The organism is Pseudomonas sp. NFACC45, from assembly GCF_900113505.1.
Lineage (GTDB): Bacteria > Pseudomonadota > Gammaproteobacteria > Pseudomonadales > Pseudomonadaceae > Aquipseudomonas > Aquipseudomonas tehranensis.
This window is the reverse complement of sequence record NZ_FOPO01000010.1, coordinates 242742-265056: the sequence shown is the minus strand read 5'-3', so window position 1 is coordinate 265056 and position 22315 is coordinate 242742. Positions and strand designations below refer to the sequence as shown.

At 62.2% G+C, this 22315-nt stretch carries 20 protein-coding genes; 10 read left to right on the top strand and 10 right to left on the bottom strand.

Going from position 1 to position 22315, the window contains the following annotated elements; all coding sequences use genetic code 11:
• Positions 1 to 135 precede the first annotated feature (135 nt).
• From BM132_RS19720 to BM132_RS19705, 4 genes are read left to right on the top strand one after another with little or no spacing between them, the layout of a single operon-like run.
• Entirely contained in the window at positions 136 to 1257 is a 1122-nt protein-coding gene (locus BM132_RS19720; RefSeq protein WP_092458033.1) for an AAA family ATPase, read from the top strand.
• On the top strand, positions 1254 to 1700 hold the full coding sequence (locus tag BM132_RS19715) for a bpX5 domain-containing protein (RefSeq protein WP_092458029.1): 447 nt from the start codon (positions 1254 to 1256) through the stop codon (positions 1698 to 1700). Before BM132_RS19720 ends, BM132_RS19715 begins: the two co-directional genes overlap by 4 nt.
• Positions 1700 to 3535, top strand: a complete 1836-nt coding sequence (locus BM132_RS19710; RefSeq protein WP_092458025.1) for a hypothetical protein — start codon at positions 1700 to 1702, stop codon at positions 3533 to 3535. Before BM132_RS19715 ends, BM132_RS19710 begins: the two co-directional genes overlap by 1 nt.
• Positions 3522 to 6470, top strand: a complete 2949-nt coding sequence (locus BM132_RS19705) for a bpX6 domain-containing protein (protein WP_092458022.1) — start codon at positions 3522 to 3524, stop codon at positions 6468 to 6470. The genes BM132_RS19710 and BM132_RS19705 overlap by 14 nt, the downstream gene beginning before the upstream one ends.
• 231 nt (positions 6471 to 6701) lie before the next feature.
• On the opposite strand, the gene BM132_RS19700 is transcribed toward BM132_RS19705, so the two are convergent.
• Positions 6702 to 7328, bottom strand: coding sequence for a hydrolase (locus BM132_RS19700; protein WP_092458019.1), 627 nt, complete (start codon positions 7326 to 7328; stop codon positions 6702 to 6704).
• A gap of 225 nt (positions 7329 to 7553) precedes the next feature.
• Between BM132_RS19700 and BM132_RS19695 the strand changes: the two genes are divergently transcribed.
• Entirely contained in the window at positions 7554 to 8453 is a 900-nt protein-coding gene (locus BM132_RS19695) for a LysR family transcriptional regulator (RefSeq protein WP_092458016.1), read from the top strand.
• Positions 8454 to 8574: 121 nt separating this feature from the next.
• Here BM132_RS19695 and BM132_RS19690 read toward each other — a convergent pair whose 3' ends face one another.
• The 7 genes from BM132_RS19690 to def form a co-directional block, all read right to left on the bottom strand.
• Positions 8575 to 9189 (bottom strand): alpha/beta fold hydrolase, encoded by a 615-nt coding sequence (locus BM132_RS19690; RefSeq protein WP_092458014.1) that lies wholly within the window; start codon positions 9187 to 9189, stop codon positions 8575 to 8577.
• Between the two features lie 146 nt (positions 9190 to 9335).
• On the bottom strand, positions 9336 to 9599 hold the full coding sequence (locus BM132_RS19685) for a hypothetical protein (RefSeq protein WP_256244286.1): 264 nt from the start codon (positions 9597 to 9599) through the stop codon (positions 9336 to 9338).
• Between the two features lie 187 nt (positions 9600 to 9786).
• Positions 9787 to 10098 carry a tetratricopeptide repeat protein gene (locus BM132_RS19680; protein ID WP_092399745.1) on the bottom strand — a complete coding sequence of 104 codons (312 nt, stop codon included), beginning with the start codon at positions 10096 to 10098 and terminating at the stop codon, positions 9787 to 9789.
• 168 nt (positions 10099 to 10266) lie between these two features.
• Complete coding sequence (gene trkA, locus BM132_RS19675) at positions 10267 to 11640, bottom strand: Trk system potassium transporter TrkA (RefSeq protein ID WP_092399743.1); 1374 nt, start codon at positions 11638 to 11640, stop codon at positions 10267 to 10269.
• A gap of 24 nt (positions 11641 to 11664) precedes the next feature.
• The gene (rsmB, locus tag BM132_RS19670; protein WP_092458011.1) at positions 11665 to 12975 is read right to left on the bottom strand and encodes a 16S rRNA (cytosine(967)-C(5))-methyltransferase RsmB; all 1311 of its coding nucleotides are present in this window, start codon (positions 12973 to 12975) and stop codon (positions 11665 to 11667) included.
• Positions 12972 to 13931 (bottom strand): methionyl-tRNA formyltransferase, encoded by a 960-nt coding sequence (gene fmt / locus BM132_RS19665; protein WP_092458008.1) that lies wholly within the window; start codon positions 13929 to 13931, stop codon positions 12972 to 12974. The genes rsmB and fmt overlap by 4 nt, the downstream gene beginning before the upstream one ends.
• Positions 13932 to 14002: 71 nt before the next feature.
• The gene (def, locus tag BM132_RS19660; RefSeq protein WP_092458005.1) at positions 14003 to 14509 is read right to left on the bottom strand and encodes a peptide deformylase; all 507 of its coding nucleotides are present in this window, start codon (positions 14507 to 14509) and stop codon (positions 14003 to 14005) included.
• Positions 14510 to 14667: 158 nt separating this feature from the next.
• Here def and BM132_RS19655 point away from each other — a divergent pair, with 158 nt between their 5' ends.
• From BM132_RS19655 to BM132_RS19645, 3 genes are all read left to right on the top strand, one after another.
• Entirely contained in the window at positions 14668 to 15693 is a 1026-nt protein-coding gene (locus tag BM132_RS19655; protein ID WP_092458003.1) for a LysM peptidoglycan-binding domain-containing protein, read from the top strand.
• A gap of 79 nt (positions 15694 to 15772) precedes the next feature.
• The gene (dprA, locus tag BM132_RS19650; protein ID WP_092458000.1) at positions 15773 to 16867 is read left to right on the top strand and encodes a DNA-processing protein DprA; all 1095 of its coding nucleotides are present in this window, start codon (positions 15773 to 15775) and stop codon (positions 16865 to 16867) included.
• A gap of 60 nt (positions 16868 to 16927) precedes the next feature.
• On the top strand, positions 16928 to 17485 hold the full coding sequence (locus BM132_RS19645) for an L-threonylcarbamoyladenylate synthase type 1 TsaC (protein ID WP_092399731.1): 558 nt from the start codon (positions 16928 to 16930) through the stop codon (positions 17483 to 17485).
• Positions 17486 to 17640: 155 nt separating this feature from the next.
• Here BM132_RS19645 and BM132_RS19640 read toward each other — a convergent pair whose 3' ends face one another.
• A complete protein-coding gene (locus BM132_RS19640; protein WP_092457997.1) occupies positions 17641 to 18618 on the bottom strand; it encodes an NADPH:quinone reductase in 978 nt (325 codons plus the stop codon).
• A gap of 163 nt (positions 18619 to 18781) precedes the next feature.
• On the opposite strand from BM132_RS19640, the gene hemF reads away from it, so the two are divergent.
• The gene (hemF, locus tag BM132_RS19635) at positions 18782 to 19696 is read left to right on the top strand and encodes an oxygen-dependent coproporphyrinogen oxidase (RefSeq protein WP_092457994.1); all 915 of its coding nucleotides are present in this window, start codon (positions 18782 to 18784) and stop codon (positions 19694 to 19696) included.
• 12 nt (positions 19697 to 19708) lie between these two features.
• A complete protein-coding gene (gene aroE, locus BM132_RS19630; protein WP_092457991.1) occupies positions 19709 to 20530 on the top strand; it encodes a shikimate dehydrogenase in 822 nt (273 codons plus the stop codon).
• Between the two features lie 127 nt (positions 20531 to 20657).
• Here aroE and BM132_RS19625 read toward each other — a convergent pair whose 3' ends face one another.
• The gene (locus tag BM132_RS19625; RefSeq protein WP_092457988.1) at positions 20658 to 22226 is read right to left on the bottom strand and encodes a SulP family inorganic anion transporter; all 1569 of its coding nucleotides are present in this window, start codon (positions 22224 to 22226) and stop codon (positions 20658 to 20660) included.
• Positions 22227 to 22315 lie beyond the last annotated feature (89 nt).

Genomic DNA, 22315 nt, shown 5'->3' with positions numbered 1-22315 from the left:
ACTTCATAACCCCCCAGTTCCCCAGCAAAGGGCAACACAACGGGCTCAAGCTTGCGCATTGCATGCCGATGAACTTGCCAGTTCGTCCTTTCCTTCAGGCAAGATGTGCCCCTCCAGATTCAAGGAAGATGCCCCATGTCCGCTTCGCTCGATCTCGCCGCCAGTCAGATCCGTCACGCCGTTCGCGCAGCCACCGAGGGCCTGGTCGGCCGCGAGCAGTTGGCCGAGTTGATCGTGCTGGCGGCTGTCGCCCAGGAACACATTCTGGTGGTGGGGCCGCCCGGCACGGCGAAAAGCGCCGTGGTGCGTCGGGTGGCGCAGTCTATGGGCGGTCGCTACTTCGAGTATCTGCTGGGGCGCTTCACCGAGCCTTCGGAACTGTTTGGCACGGTCGATCTGAAGAAACTGCGCGAAGGCACGGTTGAAACCGATATCAGCGGCATGCTGCCTGAAGCCGACATTGTGTTCCTGGATGAAGTGTTCCTGGGCTCGACGGCAATCCTCAATACCCTGCTTGGCGTGCTCAACGAACGACGTTTTCGCCGTGGCCATACCCAGGTCCAGTGCCCCTTGCGCGTCTGTGTCGCAGCGGCGAACGGCCTGCCCGACGACGAATCGCTGGCGGCCTTCGGCGATCGCTTTTTGCTGCACCTGTTCGTGGACGCGGTACCCGACAACCAGCTCGAAGCGATGCTGGCCGGCGGCTGGCAGTCGGAGCAGCGCCCGGTTCCACAACTGCTGGGGCTGACTCAGCTCGACACACTGGGCCACGCGCTCAAGGACGTCGATTTATCACTGGTGCGGCCAGCGCTGGCCCAGGCCATCCGCCGGTTGCGGGAAGCCGGTATACAGCTCTCCGACCGACGTATCGTCAAATCCCAGCGTCTGATCGCAGCGGCGGCTTTGCTGCGCGGGCATCTGGAAGCCAGCGAAGCCGACCTCTGGCCGCTGCTTTACGTGCTGCCGACCCGGGAAATCCAGCAACACGGTCGCGAGGTGCTGCAGGATCTTTTTGCCCAGTGCAGCAACAGCCATCTGTTCAGTGCCGTCGAGGAAGCGACGCTGCAGCCGATGGCTCGCCTGCATCGTCTGCTTGAAACGGCAGAGGATTACCTGGCGCGCAGCGAACCACCTGCCAGCCCGTTGCTGGAAGCGCTGCTGCGCGAAATCGATGCCAACTTCAACAGCCAGACCATCCCCCAGCGCCTGCATGAGGCGCGCGGGCAAGTGGCCCATATGCTGACAACCCAGGCATGACGAATAGGGTCACCGCCACTGCCCTCGACTGGGCCTGGCGAGTGCGGCGCGAGCCCGGTCAACCGCAGGCCGCCGTGGCCTGGGGCGAAGTGGCGGCGCGCCTGCACACGCGGCTGCTGCGCATGCCCGAAGACCAGACCGCGCAGTTGCAAGCCACTGCCAACCGTGACGTGCTGATCGTCACGGGCAATGCAGATGACCTGCCGTGGGTCGAGGGCGTCGATTACGCCTGCGCCGAGCCCACCGCACCCGGCCTCTGGCTGCCCACCAGTTGGGAACCCGACGCACCGCTCGACCTGATGGGGCAAGCGCTGCTCGACAGATTCGCGCGCGCGCCTCTGCTGCTGTGGCATGCCCCCAGGGCAGTGGTGCCGCTCGACCGATGCCTGCCCGTCACGGCCCGGCACCTGCAACGCATTCAGAATGGGTGGGCAGGTCGCTGATGCAATTACCGCAATCCCTGCAACCCTGGCGAGATTGGCTGCAATGGTTTCCCCCCGAGCAACTGCCATTGCTGGCGGTTCTGTTCGCACGCCTCAATCCGCTGCTAGGCCCATTGCGCGGCATGCAACAGGGCGGCGTGCCTGAGCCCGACGGCCTTGGCGATCTGCAACGCCGTGGCCCGTATGAACGACTGCTCGCCAGCGAGTGGTTGCTGGCCGATGAGCTACCCGACGAATTTCTGCGCAGGGCCGTAGTTGGTGAACACCTGTTCCTGGCGCCGCAATATCGCACTCATCAGGCCAACCGCATGATCGTTGTGCTATTCGACGCCGGCCCGCTGCAACTGGGCGGCCCGCGACTGGTGCATCTGGCGCTGCTGATCCTACTCGCTCGCCGTGCCAGCGAAGCCGGGGCCGAACTGCGTTGGGGCACTCTGCAAAACGCGCCACAGTTGCATGAGTTCAAGGACGCAGCGCATTTGAAGCAACTGCTCGGCGCCCGCACGTATCAGACCGTCAACGATGAGCATTGGCATACCTGGCGCGCCTGGCTGTCGGAGCAGGATCACGACAGCGGCGAACGCTGGCTCGTCGGCCAACGACTGCCCGCCACCGACGCCCGCTCCTGCACTCATCGGGTCCAGATACAGCGCAGCCTCGATGGCCGCAGCCTCATGTTCGCGCTGCAAGACGTGGGCACCCGACAAGTTGCCCTGCCCAACCCCGACGAGCGCCTTGCCTTGCAATTGATCAAGGGGGAGTTCGACACCGCGCGACAGATGGCTCGCACCACGGTCAAGACCCTCATTCCACGGGTTGCGCTGACGCTGGCCCCGATCATTGCCAGCAGCGGCTTCCATGTCGCCCTGAAACTGCTCGACGAACCTGGGCTTGTGGTGATCAAGCTTCCGGCTCCCCGGCAGAAAAAATCGCTCGATGTTCGCCGGACGCTCTGGAACAACCGCAGCACGCCGCTGGCGATCACGTTCCCGGGCCGCATGCCCGGCGCGATCCTGAGCCTCGACGAGCACCTGGTCTTTTGGAACATGCCTGGCCTCAAACCCGCCCCCCGACCTGAGCGTGAACAACTGCAGATGCCCGTGGGCACCGCCACGCTGCTGCCCGTGGTGTGGATGCACAACGGCACCTACGGCCGGGTTTTCCTGCTCGACAACAAAGGTCATCTGGCCTTCTGGGTGGTCGACAACGGCAAGCTGCCCACCCCGCACCAGCCCGGTGTCACCCACTCGATGGCCGATCACGTGGTGGGCATGGCGCAGGTTGATCGCAACATGCTGGCCTATCTGCGCCACGATGCCGGTCGATTGTACGTCCACCGGCTCAATCCCTGGATCAGCCAATCCACGGGCCATGTGGTCGGCACGGCGAAGGATTTCGACGTCGAACAGGTATTGTTCCCGGCAAGTTCATGCTGGGACCGCGCCTTCCACGGTTGCGCGTGGATGCGCCTGGTCGACGGGCAGCAACAGTGGCAGATGGTGGCCCCCGACCTTCAGACTGGACAGATCGATCTGGCACCCGGCTGGAGAGGCTTGGGATTGCTGATCGGGGAGGATGAGGTGCTTTCCATGGTCCTGCTCGGCCCCAACCAGCAGACTGTCGCCTTGTACTGCAGGGGGGAGCAACATGTGCTGTTCACCACCACCGAGGCCATTGCCAGAATCAGCTTTTGCCCGATGAGCGGGCTGGTCGCCGCCCTGACCAAGGCTCGGGAACTGGTGGTGTATTCGGTCCGGGACGAGCGCAGGGTGTTGCAGGTCATGTGCAATCAAGCACAAACGCAGTCGGAGGACGCCCCCCATGGCCGGACCTGATGCGGTCATTATTCGCCGTCCGACACTGAGCGGTTATCAACCGATCGAGGCGCTGTGGTTTTCCGTTGAGCGCCTCAGCGAGCAGGAACGGGCGCGGCTGATACTCACCCACTGGCAAACCGACGCCAGGGCCTATCGCTTTGCCGACGGCGACCTGCTGCGCTTTCCCAAGGCACGCGCCATGCTGTGTGAAGGTCTCGCTGGCTGGCCACTGATCCGCCAGGGTCGAACGCTTTGCTCAGCACAGCTGAGTGCTGAAGAAGTGCAGCGCCTAGCCCACGCCGATGTCTGGCTGGTACGCGGCACGCAGGTCAATGCCCTGCACCTGCGCGACGCCACTACGCTGGCCCCCGGTCAATGGATCGACGTCAGCCAGTACGCGCTGCTCGACACTTACGACTGCCAGGACGTATTACCGGAACCACAAGTCGAACCACAGGCAGTACAGACCGACATACGGGAAATCCTGGGTGATTCGCTTGCGCCGGTCAGCCCCGAGCGAGAGGCGGTGATGCAAGCCCTGCTGGAGCGCCAACGTCAGGCCGCCCCCCCTGACGTAGCTGCGGCGCGTCACACGCCTGGCCCCGCGAACAACCAGCAGCGTACCGGTGGCCTGGGACGTTTCATTGTGGTGATGGCGGTTATTGGCCTTTATCGAATTATTCCCCTCGACGGTCCGCAATTGCCGACCGCTCCCCCTGCGGTTGAGAAAGCCAAGCCGCCACGCTCTGTGGATCCCTCCACATTCGATCTGGGCAGTGTCGTGGTCTGGACGGTAATCGGCGCGGTACTTTTCACGCTGATACTGATGGCCGTGCGTGCCTGGATGCGGCGCAATGGCACACACTCGGCAGCAATGAACACGCGCCCTGCCGCTACCGCCAATGCCGCCCGACCATCGAAGCCGGCCGTGCCGCCACGGGCGTCGGGGCAGCCAGGTGGCCCGGCCAGATGGCGACGCTGGCTGACGCGCCTGACCCAGCATTCACGCCTGTCAGCGCTTTACGGAAAGCGCCAGGCCGCTTACATGCAACGCATGCTCGATATGTTCGAAAACGGCGATCTGGAAGAAGCACTGCGCCATGCCATTCCGCTGGGCGGTGGCCAGGGCAATGCAGGTCAAGCCTTCGGCACACCTAGCAGGCGCCAGGACCTGACGCTCACTCAACATTCAGGGCCTCGCACCAGCATGCTGTTTGAGGCAGATCTTGAAACCCACCTCAAGCAGGTCTACCGGCAGTCCTTTGAGCGACTGGATCACGAGGGGCGTATCGAGGAAGCCGTGTTTATCCTGGCCGAGCTATTGAGGGCACGCCAGGAAGCGCTCGACTATCTGGAAAAGCACCAACGCTATCAACAGGCAGCTGACCTTGCACTGGCCTGGGACATGCCCACCTCGACCATCGTGCGTCTGCTGTGCCTGGCAGGGGATTGGCAGCGAGCGCTGCAAGTCGCGCGGCGCGACAACGCGTTCGCCGATGCCGTCATCTTGCTCGAAAAAAATTGGCCGGACGCCGCCGCGCGCCTGCGCCTGGAATGGGCGCTGGCCCTGACCGAAAAAGGATTGTGGTTGCAGGCGGTGGACGTGATCTGGAGTCTGCCGGCAGAGCACGAACGCGCCACGCAATGGCTACTGGCCGCCGAAGCCGCAGGTGGTAGCCTAGCCATCGGCGCGCTGGTTAAACGGGCAATCCTGCTTCCCGACACCCTCTCGATATACGAAACCTGGGTCGAAAAACTGCGCAACGACCCCGAGCGGGTCGTGGAGCGCGCCGCACTGGCCCAGGCGCTGCTAGCGCACAAGGCCCACAGTCCCGCGCTGGCCTGGCTGGCTGCCGCGACCGTGCGGGCGATGATCTGTGATCAGGCCGGGCCACACGCTCATCTCACCCAGAATCAGCTTCAAGCGCTGGTAAAAATGAGCAAGGACAAGTTGCTACAAGCGGACCTGCCCGGCAGCGCCCTGCCCAAGAACAAACGTCTCAATCAGAGCCTTGAGCGGGTAAGCACCCCCTTGTCGTTCACGGCACCAGAAAGGGGCAATCGGACTCTCTGCGATGCCGTGCCCTTGACTGACGGGCGCTACCTTCTGGCACTGGGCGAAGCTGGCGCAACGGTGATCGACGCTAGTGGCAAGACGGCCTTTCACTTTCCGGTACCCACCCAGACCATCGTGCTGGGCCACAGTCGACAGGTCGCGCTGGCGCTGGCACGTCGCGGCGACGTCTGGCGCATCTGCAAACTGGATCTGGTTAATCGCAGCGCCACCGATCTGGGCGTGCTGATGCTGGACGCCTACGCCAAGAATTTCGACGGCACGACCTGGACTGTCGGCAGAGGCTCGCAATTGCGCGTCGTGGACGTGGATCGCCGGTTCGAAACGCTCTGGCACGTCGGCGATCTACCCGGGCCGGTTGCCTTCCTTCGGGATGACGAGCGCAACGAATCCGTATTGCTGAACACCCCACACGCTTTCCAGCTCTGGCATTACCGCCTGCCCGACCGCCGATTGCTCAGCCGCGAACCGATGCCCGCGAGGCGTCAGGAGCACAACTGGCAGTTGTTCAATGCGGCAGGCCGGATCACCGAGTTATTGATCAAGGAGGCCGCTGACAGCGATCCCGTGCTGATGGTGTACGAGAGCGGCACGAGCAAGGGCTATCGCTTGCCCGGTCTGGTTCAAGAATTTACCGATCCGTTGAACATCTACTCGTTCGAGCAGTGGCTGGTAGTCTGCTACGCAACTGGCGACGATGATGCACGCTGGCACTTCATCCACCGCCACAGTGACCGGTTATGCGCCGTCCTGCACTGGCCGCTGCATCATGCGCAACTGCGTTGCGTGGGCAATGAATGGGTGCTTTTCGACCATCAGGGCCGGCTGTGGCATATCGACACAACCACCTCCATGACCCGAACTCTGTCGGTGCAGTGACGCACCGCCGGGGTGGGCTTTTTTATGAGCGCTTCGCACTCAAGCGGGAGCAAGCTCCCTCGCCACGGGGTTAGAGTTGTTAGGTGTAAAAAGGGACCTTTTCAGTAAGCCCATCTTGGATTCATCTGCCTAGGGCAATCCTGCACATCCGATCAAGAATTAGAAATGAGACCTGTGTCCACAGGTCTCACCGTCGTCACCTCATCGGCCACAGACGTTCTTGGTTAACGCCTACAAGGCCTTTTCGGCGTTGAAACCGTCAGCGTTTTCAAACACGCCCATAAAGCCTGGGACGGTCGATTCGCGCGCCCAATCGCGCTGGAGTTCGCAATACATCTGCACGCGACTGATCAGTTTCGCCCCCGCTTGCTCGATTCGCCGTAACGCGGCTTCGTGCGCGGCAACGGATGTACCGCCGACAGCATCAACCGGCACGTAGACTTCATAACCTTCCTGTATGGCATCGAGTACCGGAAAGGTCAGGCACGCTTCAGTCCAGAGCGCGGTCATGATGAGTTTGCGGCGGCCCGTGGCTTTGACCGCCTGTTTGAACTCGACGTCTTCCCAACTGTTGATCGATGTCCGATCGTAAGTGGGCAAATGCCCCAGTACGTTCTGCAGCTGCTGGATGGGCGGCTTGTTGCGACCGGTAGCGACATTGACCGTCGAATGGATAATCGGAAGGTTGTAGTTGATGGCCGCCTTGGCCACGCTCGTGATGTTGAACACCAATTCGTCACGCGGCATCGAACGGATCGAGGACACTTGGATGGGCTGGTAATCGATGATGATCAGCGCCGAGTTTTCAGGCGACAAGAGGTGGTCGGTCAGAGGGTTGCGGATTGCCTCGCTTGTCATTTGCTGCTCCTGCTTCTAGTTGTCATTTGCGTGTGGACGGTTCAAGCGCTCGCTTGATGGATGGGCGAGCGGTTGAGGTCTGCACTGCGTTGAAGGTGATTCACTTTCCGGACGACCTGTCATGGAGAGACAGCGTCACCAGGAAGCAGGATTGTGCTGTTGCGTCACTTGACCCAGTAGTAGCATCTCGGGGCTTTCTGTGTTGCAGAATGAGGAACGCTGATTTTGGATATCGAAGCGCTGCAAACCTTTGTAGAAGTCGCTGATGCCGGCGGTATTTCGCCTGCGGCCCTCCGGCTAGGCGTAGCCAAATCGATCGTCAGCCGCAGGCTGGTGCGGCTGGAGGCGGAACTGGGTGTCCAGTTGCTGGCGCGGACCACTCGCGGGGCCGCCCTCACTGAGGCTGGAACCACTTTTCGCGAGCATGCGGCCAGGGTCTGCGCCGAGATCGACATAGCAAAGGAAACGATGCTGCCCTCCGGTCCCCTTCGCGGTCGGTTGCGCATTGCCGCCCCGCTTTCTTTTGGGCCGACTCACTTTGCGCCGATGCTGGCGCAAATGGCCCGCCGTCATCCCTTGCTTCATATTCAGACCAGCTACAGTGATCGCTTCGTCGATCTGATCGCCGAAGGTTTTGACTGTGCGATACGCGTTGGCTACCTGCCGGACTCAAACCTTATTGCAAGGGGTATCGGCCCGATTTATACGAAGCTCGTCGCCAGCCCCGGTTATATCAGCGCCCATGGCGCACCTGAATCGCCCGAGGAGCTGTCCGCACACGAGGCGCTCATGCAGGGCACCGAATCCTGGCAGTTCATGGATGGCGACAAGGTGGTTACGGTTCGTCCGCAGGGGCGCTTCAAGGCTGATAACGGCATCGCTCTGGTCGCCGCCGCCGTCGCAGGGTTGGGGGTTGCCTATCTGCCGGATTGCCTGACCTATGAAAGCGTGAGGTCGCAGGCGCTGGTGCCCATCATGACCCGGTACCCACCGCCTCCGGCAGGTGCCTATGTTGTCCGCCCACCGGGGCTCCATCCGGCTCGCAAGATCCACGTACTCACAGAACTGTTGATCGAGTCGTTCGGGCAGTCTCCGCACTTTGCAAAGCCGGCAAGCGGTGCCTGAGGACTTCCCACTGTGGGATGGCGGCGGTGTCCCGGAGAACCTTGAGCAGGCAATCCTAGGAATAGGGGGACAGATTTACTTCCAGAAAATAAGTCCCCTTTTTTACTCAACGATACTTCGCTCACCCACAGCCCAGATGCCTCTCAATCAACCTCGCCACCTCATCTGCGTGAGTAAAGCCCAGGTCATGATCGGCCCCAGAGAAAACGTGTAGATCCGCATGGGGTAACAACTCAGCAAGGCGCTGGCCGACGCGAACGGGGCTGATAGGATCAGCGTCTCCCCAGAGGAGGAGCACCGGCATGCGCAACTCGGCCAACCGGAGCGTGAGGTCGGTGCGGTCGTCGAGAAACCACCTCGGCAGCGTCGGGTTGGCGGCAGCAAAATCCGCGCGCCAGTCCTGCGCGTCCAGATCAGACATATCCACTCCGCCAGAGGTGACGGTCAGTATCAGGTGCGTGATCAGTTCGGGGCGCTCAAGCGCTGCAAGCACGGCGACGATACCGCCCATGGACTGCGCCACCAGCGCTGTGGGCCGGTCGATCTCGGCCAGCACGCGGGTCGCTAGGTCTTCCATACCGGTTATGCCGGGCACGGGCGGAGTGTCTCCAAAGCCGGGCCAGCCGATATGGACCTGCCGCGCTGGAAGGGTCAGGCGTTCGGCAACCGGATGCCAGAACCGGGTGTTACCTGAGGCTCCGGGCAGGAAGAGGAGTTGGGCGGGGGATACGCTCACGAGTTCGGTCCTTGACGGTGGGATTGATCAAATCATTTCAGCTTGTTGGATCGGGGGGCGGCGAATGTCGTTCGGTTAAGCAGGCGGACAGATCGAGTTGGCTGTTTGGGAGACTGCTGCGCATTACGTCGCCACAATTGCAGAGCTCATTCTTGGCGGCGCATATATTCCGCGAAAAGTGGCACTGTAAAATTCAGATATCCGTGATCTGTGCTGTAGATCATTCCCTTGGCGATGATGTTGGCGCGAGTCGGTCCAAGCGATGATTGAGGACGCTCCATCGCCTTCGCAATATCAGCAATGGTATAAGGCCCGTCGCCGAGCTCGGACATCACCTTTACAAACTGAACCTCTGAAGGGGTAAGCCGGTCGATGCGGCCCCTGAAGAAGCCCGCATCGAGAGAGGCCAATGTCTCGGCGTAAGAATGGTTGATGTCGATAGATAGGCAAATCTAGCTGCACTGGCTAGCTTTAGCTAGCTTTAGCTATCTATTGCTAGATATCGGTATGTTTACCGCTTTTTCATGAGCGCTTCGCACTGGAATACCAGCCCGGTCAAGCGGGAGCAAGCTCCCTCGCCACAGGGCTGGAGCGGTATCAGGCGTGACGATCCAGTTTTTTGAGGAACACGGTCATTTCCTTTTCCGCCTGTTTGTCGCCATGGGCGCGGGCGGCTTCCAGACCTTGTTCCCAGGCCTGGCGGGCTGCCGGTAGATCGCCTTGGCCTTGGTGGGCCTTGCCCAACAGTTTCCAGGCGGCTGAGTATTTGGGGTCGAATTCGACGCAGCGCTGGAAGTGCTCGGCTGCTCGGGCGAATTCGCCGAGGTCCAGATAGCCCTTGCCCAGGCCGAAGCGCAGCAGGGCGTTGTCCACGCCCTTGGCGAGCATTTTTTCCAGGGAGTCGAGCATGGCGGCGTCCTTATCTGTTGTGTCAGTAGTTGATCTGTTGAGAGCTAGATAGCTATCGCGAGCAGGCTCGCTCCCACAGGGGATTGGGGTTGTTCACAACATTTGTGAACACTCTGTGGGAGCGAGCCTGCTCGCGATGAGGCCCTTCCTGTCACTGCACATCCCGGATCAGAAGAAACTCAACCCCACATGGAACAGCTTCTCGACGTCGCGAATGTGTTTTTTGTCCACCAGGAACAGGATCACATGGTCGCCGGTCTGGATCATGGTGTCGTCGTGGGCGATCAGCACTTCTTCGTCGCGGATGATCGCGCCGATGGTGGTGCCGGGCGGCAGGCCGAGGTCGCGGATGGCCTTGCCGATCACTTTGCTCGACTTGGCGTCGCCGTGGGCAATCGCCTCGATGGCTTCGGCCGCGCCACGGCGCAGGGAGTGCACGCTGACGATGTCGCCACGGCGCACGTGGGCCAGCAAGGTGCCGATGGTTGCCAGTTGCGGGCTGATGGCGATGTCGATCTCGCCGCCCTGGATCAGGTCGACGTAGGCCGGGTTGTTGATGATGGTCATCACCTTCTTCGCCCCCAGGCGCTTGGCCAGCAACGACGACATGATATTGGCTTCGTCGTCGTTGGTCAGGGCCAGGAAGATGTCGGCGTCGGCGATGTTTTCTTCCAGCAGCAGGTCACGGTCCGAAGCGCTGCCCTGCAGTACCACGGTGCTGTTCAGGTTGTCCGAGAGGTAGCGGCAACGCGCCGGGCTCATCTCGATGATCTTGACCTGATAACGGCTTTCGATGGCTTCGGCCAGACGTTCGCCAATCTGCCCGCCACCGGCAATCACGATGCGCTTGTTTCTTTCGTCGAGACGGCGCATTTCGCTCATCACCGCGCGAATGTTGGCCTTGGCGGCGATGAAAAATACCTCGTCGTCCGCTTCGATCACCGTGTCGCCCTGGGGCAGGATCGGCCGGTCACGCCGGAAAATCGCCGCGACCCGCGTTTCCACATTGGGCATGTGTTCGCGTAGCTGGCGCAGTTGCTGACCCACCAGTGGCCCGCCGTAGTAAGCCTTGACCGCCACCAGTTGCGCCTTGCCTTCGGCAAAGTCGATCACTTGCAAGGCGCCGGGGTGTTCGATCAGGCGCTTGATGTAGTTGGTCACCACTTGCTCGGGGCTGATCAGCACATCCACCGGAATCGCTTCGTTGTCGAACAACTCGGCGCGGGTCAGGTAGGCCCCCTCGCGCACCCGGGCGATCTTGGTCGGGGTGTGGAACAGCGTGTGAGCGACCTGACAGGCCACCATGTTGGTTTCATCGCTGTTGGTCACGGCCACCAGCATGTCGGCATCGTCCGCACCGGCCTGACGCAGCACGGTCGGCAAGGAACCACGGCCTTGTACCGTGCGGATGTCAAGACGGTCGCCCAAATCCCGCAGGCGCTCACCGTCGGTGTCGACCACGGTGATGTCGTTGGCTTCACTGGCCAGATGTTCAGCCAGCGAACCGCCGACCTGCCCTGCGCCGAGGATGATGATTTTCATCCGGTCACTCCTATCGAATCGGTTTTAACCGCGTGCGGCGGCGATCTTGATCAGTTTGGCGTAGTAGAAACCGTCATGTCCGCCCTCCTGGGCCAGCAACTGGCGTCCATGGGGCTGCTTGAGGCCGGCATTGCTGGCGATGTCCAGCTCCCGTGCGCCCGGCGTACGAGCGAGGAACGCTTCGATCACTTCGGTGTTCTCGGTCGGCAAGGTCGAACAGGTGGCGTACAGCAGCATGCCGCCGACTTCCAGGGTTGGCCATAGCGCGTCGAGCAGTTCGCCCTGCAACGCGGCCAAGGCGGCAATGTCGTCCGGCTGACGGGTGAGTTTAATGTCGGGGTGACGACGAATCACACCGGTGGCCGAGCACGGCGCGTCCAGCAGGATGCGCTGGAACGACTTGCCGTCCCACCAGGTGGCGGTGTCGCGGCCGTCGGCGGCGATCAGCTCGGCGTCCAGGCCAAGACGTTCGAGGTTTTCCTTCACGCGCACCAGGCGCTTGGCTTCCAGGTCCACCGCCACCACGCCGGCCAGCTTCGGCTCGGCTTCGAGGATGTGACAAGTCTTACCGCCCGGCGCGCAGCAAGCGTCCAGCACTCGTTGGCCGGGTGCCAGTTCCAGCAGGTCGGCAGCCAACTGCGCGGCTTCGTCCTGGACGCTGATCCAACCGTCGGCAAAGCCCGGCAGCGCGCGTACATCGCCAGGAGTTTCCAGCACGATACCGTCGCGGCTGTACTGGCACGGGATGGCCGGGATGCCGGCCTCGCCCAGCAAGGCCAGATACGCATCGCGGGTATGGTGACGCCGGTTGACCCGCAGGATCATCGGCGGGTGGGCGTTGTTGGCCGCGCAAATGGCTTCCCATTGCTCGGGCCAGAAGGCTTTCAACGATTTTTGCAACCAGCGCGGGTGGGCGGTGCGCACCACTGGGTCGTGTTCCAGCTCGGCCAGCAGGGTTTCGCTTTCCCGTTGGGCGCGGCGCAGCACGGCATTGATCAGGGCCTTGGCCCAGGGCTTTTTCAGTTTGTCGGCGCAGCCCACGGTTTCGCCGATGGCGGCGTGGGCCGGGACGCGGGTGTAGAGCAGTTGATAAAGCCCCACCAGCAGCAGCGCTTCGACGTCGGCATCGGCGGCTTTAAACGGCTTCTGCAACAGCTTGGCCGCCAGGGCCGACAACCGTGGCTGCCAGCGGGCGGTGCCGAACGCCAGGTCCTGGGTGAAGCCGCGATCACGGTCGTCAACCTTGTCCAGTTGGGTCGGCAGGGAACTGTTGAGGGAGGCCTTGCCGCTGAGAACGGCGGCAAGTGCCTTGGCGGCGGCCAGACGCGGATTCATGAAGCGTCCGCCGCTTGGCCCAAATGAGTGCCGACGGCAAATTTCTCACGACGGCTGTTGTACAAATCGCTGAAGTTCAGCGCCTTGCCGCCGGGCAATTGCAGACGTGTCAGGCACAACGCTTGCTCACCGCAGGCGACGACGAGACCGTCCTTGCTGGCACCGAGGATTTCACCCGGAGCGCCCTGCCCTTCGGCATGACTGGCGGCCAGCACCTTCAGGGCTTCACCATTCAGCGTGCTGTGGCAGATCGGCCACGGGTTGAAGGCGCGCACCAGGCGTTCCAGCTCAATGGCCGGGCGGCTCCAGTCGATGCGGGCTTCGTCTTTGTTGAGTTTGTGGGCATAGGTGGCAAGGCTGTCATCCTGCACTTCGCCTTCCAGCGTACCGGCGGCCAGGCCGGTAATGGCCTGGACCACGGCGGGCGGTCCGATGAGCGCGAGGCGGTCGTGCAAAGTGCCGCCGGTGTCTTCGGCGCTGATCGGCGTGCTGACCTTGAGCAGCATCGGCCCGGTGTCCAGGCCGGCTTCCATGCGCATCACCGTTACGCCGCTCTCGGCGTCGCCGGCTTCCACGGCGCGCTGGATCGGCGCCGCACCGCGCCAGCGTGGCAGCAGCGAGGCGTGGCTGTTGATGCACCCCAGACGCGGAATATCCAGCACCACTTGGGGCAGGATCAGGCCGTAGGCGACCACCACCATCAAGTCGGGCTTGAGGGCGGCCAATTCGGCCTGGGCCTGAGCGTCCCGCAGGGTCGGCGGCTGCAATACCTGGATGTGATTTTCCAGGGCCAGTTGCTTGACCGGGCTGGGCATCAGTTTTTGCCCGCGGCCGGCCGGCCGATCCGGCTGGGTGTAGACCGCGATGATTTCGTGGGGGCTGGCCAGCAGGGCCTTGAGGTGTTCGGCGGCAAACTCGGGAGTGCCGGCAAAGACGATGCGCAGTGGCTCAGTCATGGGAAGCTCTCAGTTACAAAGCAGTCGCAAAAAGAAAAAGGCTTGCCGCGGCAAGCCTTTGAAGGGGGGCATCAAGCATTCTGGCGATGAAGCTTTTCCAGTTTCTTCTTGATCCGGTCACGCTTGAGGGTAGACAGGTAATCCACGAACAGCTTGCCGTTGAGGTGGTCGCATTCGTGCTGGATGCACACCGCCAGCAAACCTTCGGCAACCAGTTCATAAGGCTGGCCGTCGCGGTCCAGGGCTTTGATCCTGACCTTTTGCGGACGGTCGACGTTTTCATAGAAGCCCGGCACCGAAAGACAGCCTTCCTGGTATTGGTCCATCTCGTCGGTCAGGGTTTCGAACTCGGGGTTGATGAACACCCGGGGCTCGCTGCGGTCTTCGGAAAGGTCCATTACGACGATACGCTTGTGCACGTTGACCTGGGTCGCGGCGAGGCCGATGCCTGGCGCCTCATACATTGTTTCAAACATGTCATCGACCAACTGACGCACTTCGTCGTCCACTACGGCCACCGGTTTGGCGATCGTGCGCAGGCGCGGGTCCGGAAATTCGAGAATGTTCAAAATGGCCATAAGCTTGATAAATGCACGTGTGAGGTAAAGTCGGGTGGCTGGCCTGGCGTGTCTTGGGATGCAGGCTACCGTTGTAAAACGTTGCTCCTCAAATCACGGAGCGAGCCACGGGGGCTCTGGCGTTTTACGCGAACGCACATAATAAAGGGATTCACCGCATGAGGAAATCACTACTCGCCCTGCTGCTTCTGGCCTCGGCCGGTATCGCGCACGGGCAAGTGCAACTTCGGGAAGGTTTTCCCCAGCAATACACGGTGGTGACAGGGGACACGCTGTGGGACATTTCCGGCAAATACTTGCGTGAACCGTGGAAATGGCCCGAACTCTGGCAAGCCAACCCACAGATCGAGAACCCCAACCTGATTTATCCCGGCGACACCTTGTCGCTGGTCTACGTCAATGGCCAACCACGGCTGACCCTCAATCGCGGCGCTTCTCGGGGCACCATCAAGCTGTCACCGCGCATTCGCAGCTCGCCGGTGGCCGACGCGATCCCGAGCATCCCGCTGCAGGCCATCAACAGTTTTTTGCTGAGCAACCGCATCGTCGACGCGGCCGAAGATTTCGACAAGGCGCCCTATATCGTCGCCGGCGATGCCGAACGGGTGCTCAGCGGCACGGGCGACCGGATCTTTGCCCGCGGCTCATTCGACGCGAGCCAGTCGGCGTATGGCATCTTCCGGCAGGGCAAGGTCTACACCGATCCCGAAACCAAGGAGTTCCTGGGCATTAACGCTGATGACATCGGCAGCGGTGAAGTCGTTGCCACCGAGGGTGATGTCACCACGCTTGCCTTGCAACGCACCACCCAGGAGGTGCGCCTGGGCGATCGCCTGTTCAGTGGCGAAGAACGCTCGATCAACTCGACGTTCATGCCCAGCGCACCGAAATCGGAGATCAACGGGCTTATCCTCGATGTACCCCGCGGCGTCACCCAGATCGGCGCCCTGGATGTGGTCACCCTGAACAAGGGTCGGCGCGACGGGCTGGCCGAGGGCAATGTGCTGGCGGTGATGAAGACCGGCGAGACCGTGCGCGATCGCATCACCGGCGAGCAGGTGAAAATTCCCGATGAACGTGCTGGCCTGCTGATGGTTTTTCGCACCTACGACAAGCTCAGCTATGGCTTGGTGTTATACGCCTCGCGCTCGTTGGCGATCCTCGACAAGGTGCGCAACCCATAACGGCTCTCACAAGTTACCAACAGAGTTATCCACAGCTTGTTCCCGTTTCGACGGGGCTTATAACGATCAAGGATGATCCATGTCATTGCCTGAATCTGCTTCGGTTTCCCCTGCGGAACTGGAGGCCCGTCTGCGCCTGCACCGCTTGCCGGAACTGGGACCCAAACGTTTCATGACCCTGATGGAGGCCTTTGGCTCGGCCTCCAAAGCCATCAGCGCACCGGCCAGCGCCTGGCGAGCGCTGAGGTTGCCGGCGGCGTGTGCCGAGGCCCGGCGCAACCCGGATGTGCGGGACGGCGCCGCCCACGCATTGGCCTGGCTTGAGGCTCCGGCCCAGCATTTACTGATGTGGGACCAGCCCGACTACCCCGCGCTGCTGGCGCAGATCAGCGATGCGCCACCGCTGTTGTTCGTCGCCGGCAACGCGACCATTCTGGAAAAACCACAGTTGGCGATGGTCGGCAGCCGCCGGGCATCGCGGCCGGGCATGGACACCGCCGCGGCGTTTTCCCGAAGCCTGGCCGGGGCCGGTTTTGTCATCACCAGCGGCCTGGCCCTGGGCATCGACGCGGCGGCCCATCAGGCGGCGCTGGATGTGGGTGGGCAAACAATTGGCGTGCTGGGCACCGGGCTGGAAAATTTTTATCCACAGCGCAATCGTCGGCTGGCGGACGCGATGATCGCCCAAGGCAGCACGGTGCTGTCGGAGTTCCCGCTGGACGCGCCGCCCCACGCCAGCAACTTTCCGCGCCGCAACCGAATCATCAGCGGTCTGTCCCTCGGCGTGCTGGTGGTGGAGGCCAGTGTCGCCAGCGGTTCGCTGATCACCGCACGCTTGGCGGCCGAACAGGGCCGCGAGGTGTACGCCATTCCGGGGTCGATCCATCACCCCGGCGCCCGTGGCTGTCATCAGTTGATCCGCGACGGTGCGGCGCTGGTGGAAACCGTCGAGCACATTCTCGAAGCATTGCGGGGTTGGCAGCAGTTGCCGTTGTCCATGGCACCGGCGCCCGTCACCCATCCGTTGTTGCGTTTGCTCCATGCCGCTCCGCTTGGCAGCGAAGCGCTGGCCGCTGCCAGCGGCTGGAGCTTGCCCAAAGTACTGGCGGCGCTGACTGAGCTGGAAATGGAGGGACGGGCGGTCTGTGACAATGGGCGCTGGTTTGCGCGCTAGGTTTTATGAGGAAGATCGGTAAACTGCGCACAGCCTTATTTGCGTTGTGGAGAGTCTTTCATGGTCAACAGTTGGCGTGTGCAACAAGCCGCGCGAGAAATTCGCGCCGGGGCGGTGATTGCCTATCCAACCGAAGCGGTCTGGGGCCTGGGCTGCGACCCGTGGAACGAAGACGCGGTGGAACGCTTGCTGGCGATCAAATCGCGGCTGCCCGACAAGGGTTTGATCCTGGTCGCTGACAATATCCACCAGTTCGACTTTCTGTTCGAAGATTTCCCGGAAACCTGGATGGATCGCATGGCCAGCACTTGGCCGGGCCCCAACACCTGGCTGGTGCCGCACCAGAATCTGCTGCCGGAATGGATTACCGGTGTGCACGATACGGTTGCCCTGCGGGTCAGCGATCACCCCACCGTGCGGGACCTGTGCTCACTGGTGGGGCCGCTGGTGTCCACCTCGGCCAACCCCCAGGGCCGCCCGGCGGCGCGCACGCGGATTCGCGTCGAACAGTATTTCCGCGGGCAGATCGACCTGGTGCTGGGTGGCAACCTGGGTGGGCGCAAGAACCCCAGTGTGATTCGCGACCTGGCGACCGGCAAAGTCGTGCGGCCGGACTGAACCCGAACACAAACTCTGCTTCTTGCACAAAACCACTGTGGGAGCGAGCCTGCTCGCGATAAGGGTGTATCAGTCAGCTCAATTCCAGCTGAGCCGCCGCTATCGCGAGCAGGCTCGCTCCCACAGGTTTTGCAACAGGCCTTCGTCCTTGTATCTCAGGGCAAAAGAATGGTCGACCCCGTCGTGCGCCGTGCCGACAACTCGGCCTGGGCCTTGGCCGCTTCCGCCAGTGAATAACGCTGGTTGATATCCACTTTGATCTTGCCGCTGCTGATCATGCCGAACAACTCATCGGCCATGCGCTGCAGGTTCTCGGCGTTATTGGCGTAGGTCGCCAGGGTCGGGCGGGTGACGTACAGCGAGCCCTTGGCCGCGAGTATCCCCAGGTTCACGCCCTCCACCGCACCGGAGGCATTGCCGAAACTCACCAGCAGGCCACGGGGCGCTACGCAGTCCAGGGAGGTCAACCAAGTGTCCTTGCCAACACCGTCATAGACCACCGGGACTTTCTTGCCGTCGGTCAACTCCAACACACGCTGTGCGACGTTTTCCTTGCTGTAGTCGATGGTTTCCCAAGCGCCGTGGGATTTGGCGATGGCGGCTTTTTCCGGCGAGCTGACGGTACCAATCAGCTTCACGCCCAAGGCCCTGGCCCATTGGCAGGCCAAGGAGCCCACGCCACCGGCGGCAGCATGGAACAGAATGGTTTCGCCACCCTTGAGTTCATAGGTCTGACGCAACAGGTATTGCACGGTCAGGCCCTTGAGCATCACGCCGGCCGCCTGTTCGAAACTGATGGCTTCGGGCAAATGCACCAGGTTGGCCTCGGGCAACACATGCAGATCACTGTAGGCCCCCAGCGGACCGCTGCCATAGGCCACCCGGTCACCGACCTTGAACCGCGTGACGTCTGAGCCGACAGCCTCGACTACACCCGCACCCTCGGCCCCCAGGCCCGACGGCAGTGCCGGTGGCGGATAAAGGCCGCTGCGGTAATAGGTATCGATGAAGTTCAGGCCGATCGCCTTGTTGCTGACCCGCACCTGCTGCGGGCCCGGCTCGGCAGGCTGGTAGCCCACGTACTCGAGCACTTCGGGGCCGCCGTGGGAACTGAACTGGATACGTTTGGCCATCTTCACTTTCTCCTTGCCGTGGACTTTTTACCAAGCCTGCTATCGGACTCCTAAGCTTGACCTTCGTCAACTGTGGCGTAGGCAAGTGCGGTGGTATCCTGTGCGCCCATTTGCCACCGGCCCGCTGCAAGCCGCGAAGCGTAGCCCTGATCAAGGTGATGTCATGACCACTCGCACCGAGGCCGTGAAAGCCTACCTGCTCGACCTGCAAGACCGCATCTGTGCGGCCCTGGAAACCGAAGACGGCGGCACTCGTTTCGTCGAAGATGCCTGGACTCGACCCGCCGGTGGTGGCGGTCGCACGCGAGTGATTGAAAACGGCACAGTGATTGAAAAGGGCGGCGTCAACTTTTCCCACGTCTTCGGCAGCAGTCTCCCACCCTCGGCCAGCGCCCATCGGCCGGAACTGGCCGGGCGCGGCTTCGAAGCCCTGGGCGTGTCGCTGGTGATCCACCCGCACAATCCCCACGTACCTACCTCCCACGCCAACGTGCGGTTTTTCATCGCGGAAAAGGAAGGCGAAGAACCGGTCTGGTGGTTCGGCGGCGGCTTCGACCTGACACCGTACTACGGCGTGGCAGAAGACTGCGTGCATTGGCACCGCGTTGCCGAGCAGGCCTGTGCCCCATTCGGCCCTGACGTGTATTCGCGCTACAAGGCCTGGTGCGACAGCTATTTCCATATCAAGCATCGCAACGAGCCCCGGGGGATCGGCGGCCTGTTTTTCGATGACCTGAACGAGTGGGATTTCGACACCAGCTTCGCCTTCATGCGCGCCATCGGCGACGCCTACATCGAGGCTTACCTGCCTATCGTGCGCCGGCGCAAGCACGACCCGTTCACGGCCAAACAAAGGGAATTCCAGGAGTTTCGCCGCGGACGCTACGTGGAGTTCAACCTGGTCTACGACCGCGGCACCCTGTTCGGGCTGCAATCGGGCGGGCGTACCGAGTCGATCCTGATGTCCCTGCCGCCGCAAGTGCGCTGGGGCTATGACTGGAAGGCCGAACCGGGCAGCGAAGAAGCGCGGCTGACCGAGTATTTCCTGCAGGATCGCGATTGGCTGGCGACAGCCTGAACGGAGAACGCCATGGATCGCTACGTTGTAATGGGCAACCCGATCGGCCACAGCAAATCGCCGCTGATCCACCGTCTCTTCGCCGAGCAGACCGGGCAAGCGCTGGACTACAGCACGCTGCTGGCGCCCTTGGACGATTTCGCCGGCTGCGCGCGGGAATTCTTCCGCGAGGGTCGTGGGGCGAATGTCACCGTGCCGTTCAAGGAAGACGCCTTTCGCTTGGCCGACAGCCTGACCGAGCGAGCCCAGCGGGCCGGGGCGGTGAACACGCTGAGCAAGCTGGCCGACGGCCGCCTGTTGGGTGACAACACCGACGGTGCCGGGCTGGTACGGGACCTGACCGTCAACGCCGGTTTGAACCTCAAAGGCAAACGCATCCTCTTGCTGGGCGCCGGCGGTGCCGTGCGCGGCGCCTTGGAACCACTGCTGGCCGAAGCGCCGGCCTCGGTGATCATCGCCAACCGCACGGTGGAAAAAGCTGAATTGCTGGCCGAGTTGTTCGCGGACCTGGGCCCGGTATCGGCCAGCGGTTTCGACTGGCTGCAAGTGCCGGTGGACCTGATTATCAACGCCACATCGGCAAGCCTGTCCGGGGATGTGCCGCCGATCGCCGCGAGCTTGATCGAACCCGGCATGACGTTCTGCTACGACATGATGTACGGCAAGGAACCGACGTCATTCTGCCGTTGGGCCAGCGAACAGGGTGCGGCGGTGGCGATGGATGGCTTGGGCATGCTGGCCGAGCAGGCGGGCGAAGCGTTCTACCTGTGGCGCGGGGTACGCCCGGACACCGCGCCGGTACTGGCCGAGCTGCGCCGCCAGCTGGCACTGTAGGAGCTGTCGAGTGCAACGAGGCTGCGATCTTGTCCCAGACAATTGAGTCGCAAGTGAAAGATCAAAATCAAAAGATCGTCCGAACGCGGCCCGAGCCTTCGGCAGCTCCTACAGGGGTTGAATCCATTCAGTCCTCAAAGAGAATCGGGCAGTGCTCCGGCCCCTCCAGCTTCTTCAACTCCTCCACAACATGCGGCCTGGCCTTGCGCAACGTCAGGCTACGCCCCTGGCCCCGCAGGCGCCGGGCTTCCTGGTGGAGCATTTCCACCCCGGAATAATCAATGAAGTTGATCTGCTGCGCATCGATCACCACCCGTTGTGCCTGCAACCGTTGCAGGCGCACTTGCAGGTAGTGGCTGGCACCGAAAAAGATCGAGCCGCCCACCCGCAGGATGTCGGCTTCGCCCTCGTGGGAATGTTGCACCCTCGGCTGCGAGGTGCGCTTGAGGTAGAAAAACAGCGACGCCAGCACACCGGCGTAGATTGCGGTTTGCAGCTCCAGCAGCAGCGTGGCCAGGCAGGTCAGGCTCATCACCACGAATTCGGCGCGGCTCACGCGGTACAGCGACCGGACACCGCGATAGTCCACCAGACCCCAGGCAATCAGCAGAATGCTGCCGGCCATGGCCGGTATCGGAATGTGGGAAATCAGCTTCGCACCGGTTACCGCAAACAAGGCCACCCAGAGCGCCGAGAACACCCCAGCCAGGGGCGAACAGGCGCCCGCCTCATAACTGAGGCCGGAACGGGTAAAGGAACCCGCTGACAAGGACCCGGAAAAGAACCCTCCCACGATATTGGAAAGCCCCTGCGCCCTGACCTCCTGGTTCGCATCCAGCAGTTGCCCGGAGCGTACCGATAACGAACGGGCGATGGACAGGCTGGTCACCAACCCGAGCATGCCCACCGCCACGGCGCCGGGCAGCAGGCGCAGAATCAGATCCAGGTCCAGCGGCAGCGCAGAGAATGGCGGCAGGCGCCCGGCAAAGGCGCTGACCAACGCGACATGCCCGAACATCCCTGGCCAGAGCCAGACCACCAGGCTGCTGATGATTAAAGTTATCAACAGGCTCGGCCAGCGCGGCAGCAGCCGTTTGAGCAGCACTCCCAGCACCAGCGTTCCCAGACCCAGGAATAACGAAGGTTTATCCACAGCCTCGATGTGGCTGATCAACATCAACAGCCCCTTCAACGCCGTGGCTTCGTTGGGCAGATCAAGACCGAGCAGATTGGGCAATTGCCCCAGGGCGATCACCACCGCCGCCCCCAGGGTGAAACCCAATACCACCGAGTGCGAGACGAAATTCACCAGCGCGCCGAAACGCAACAGCCCCAGCAGCCACTGGAAAACACCCGCCAGCACCGTCAGCAACAGGATCAAGGTGACGTAGTCCTGGCTGGCCGGCATGGCCAGGGGACTGACGCTGGCATACAGGACAATGGAAATCGCCGCAGTAGGGCCGCAGATCAGGTGCCACGACGATCCCCACAGGCAGGCGATCAGCACCGGCACAATCGCCGCATACAAGCCGTACTCTGGCGGTAATCCGGCAATCAGGGCGTAGGCAATGGACTGTGGCAACGCGAGGATCGCACCGCTCAGACCGACGATCAGGTCACGGCCGAGACTGGCGCGGGTCTGCCGCGGCAGCCAGCTCAGGAATGGAAAAAGTGAATGGCGGGTGGGAAATGCCATGGGGCCTCAAAGACTGGGTTTGGCGCAAGAGTATCAGGGCTAGGCACCGTTCTCCCTATGGTGAGGGGATTTATGTGGGAGCAAAGCTT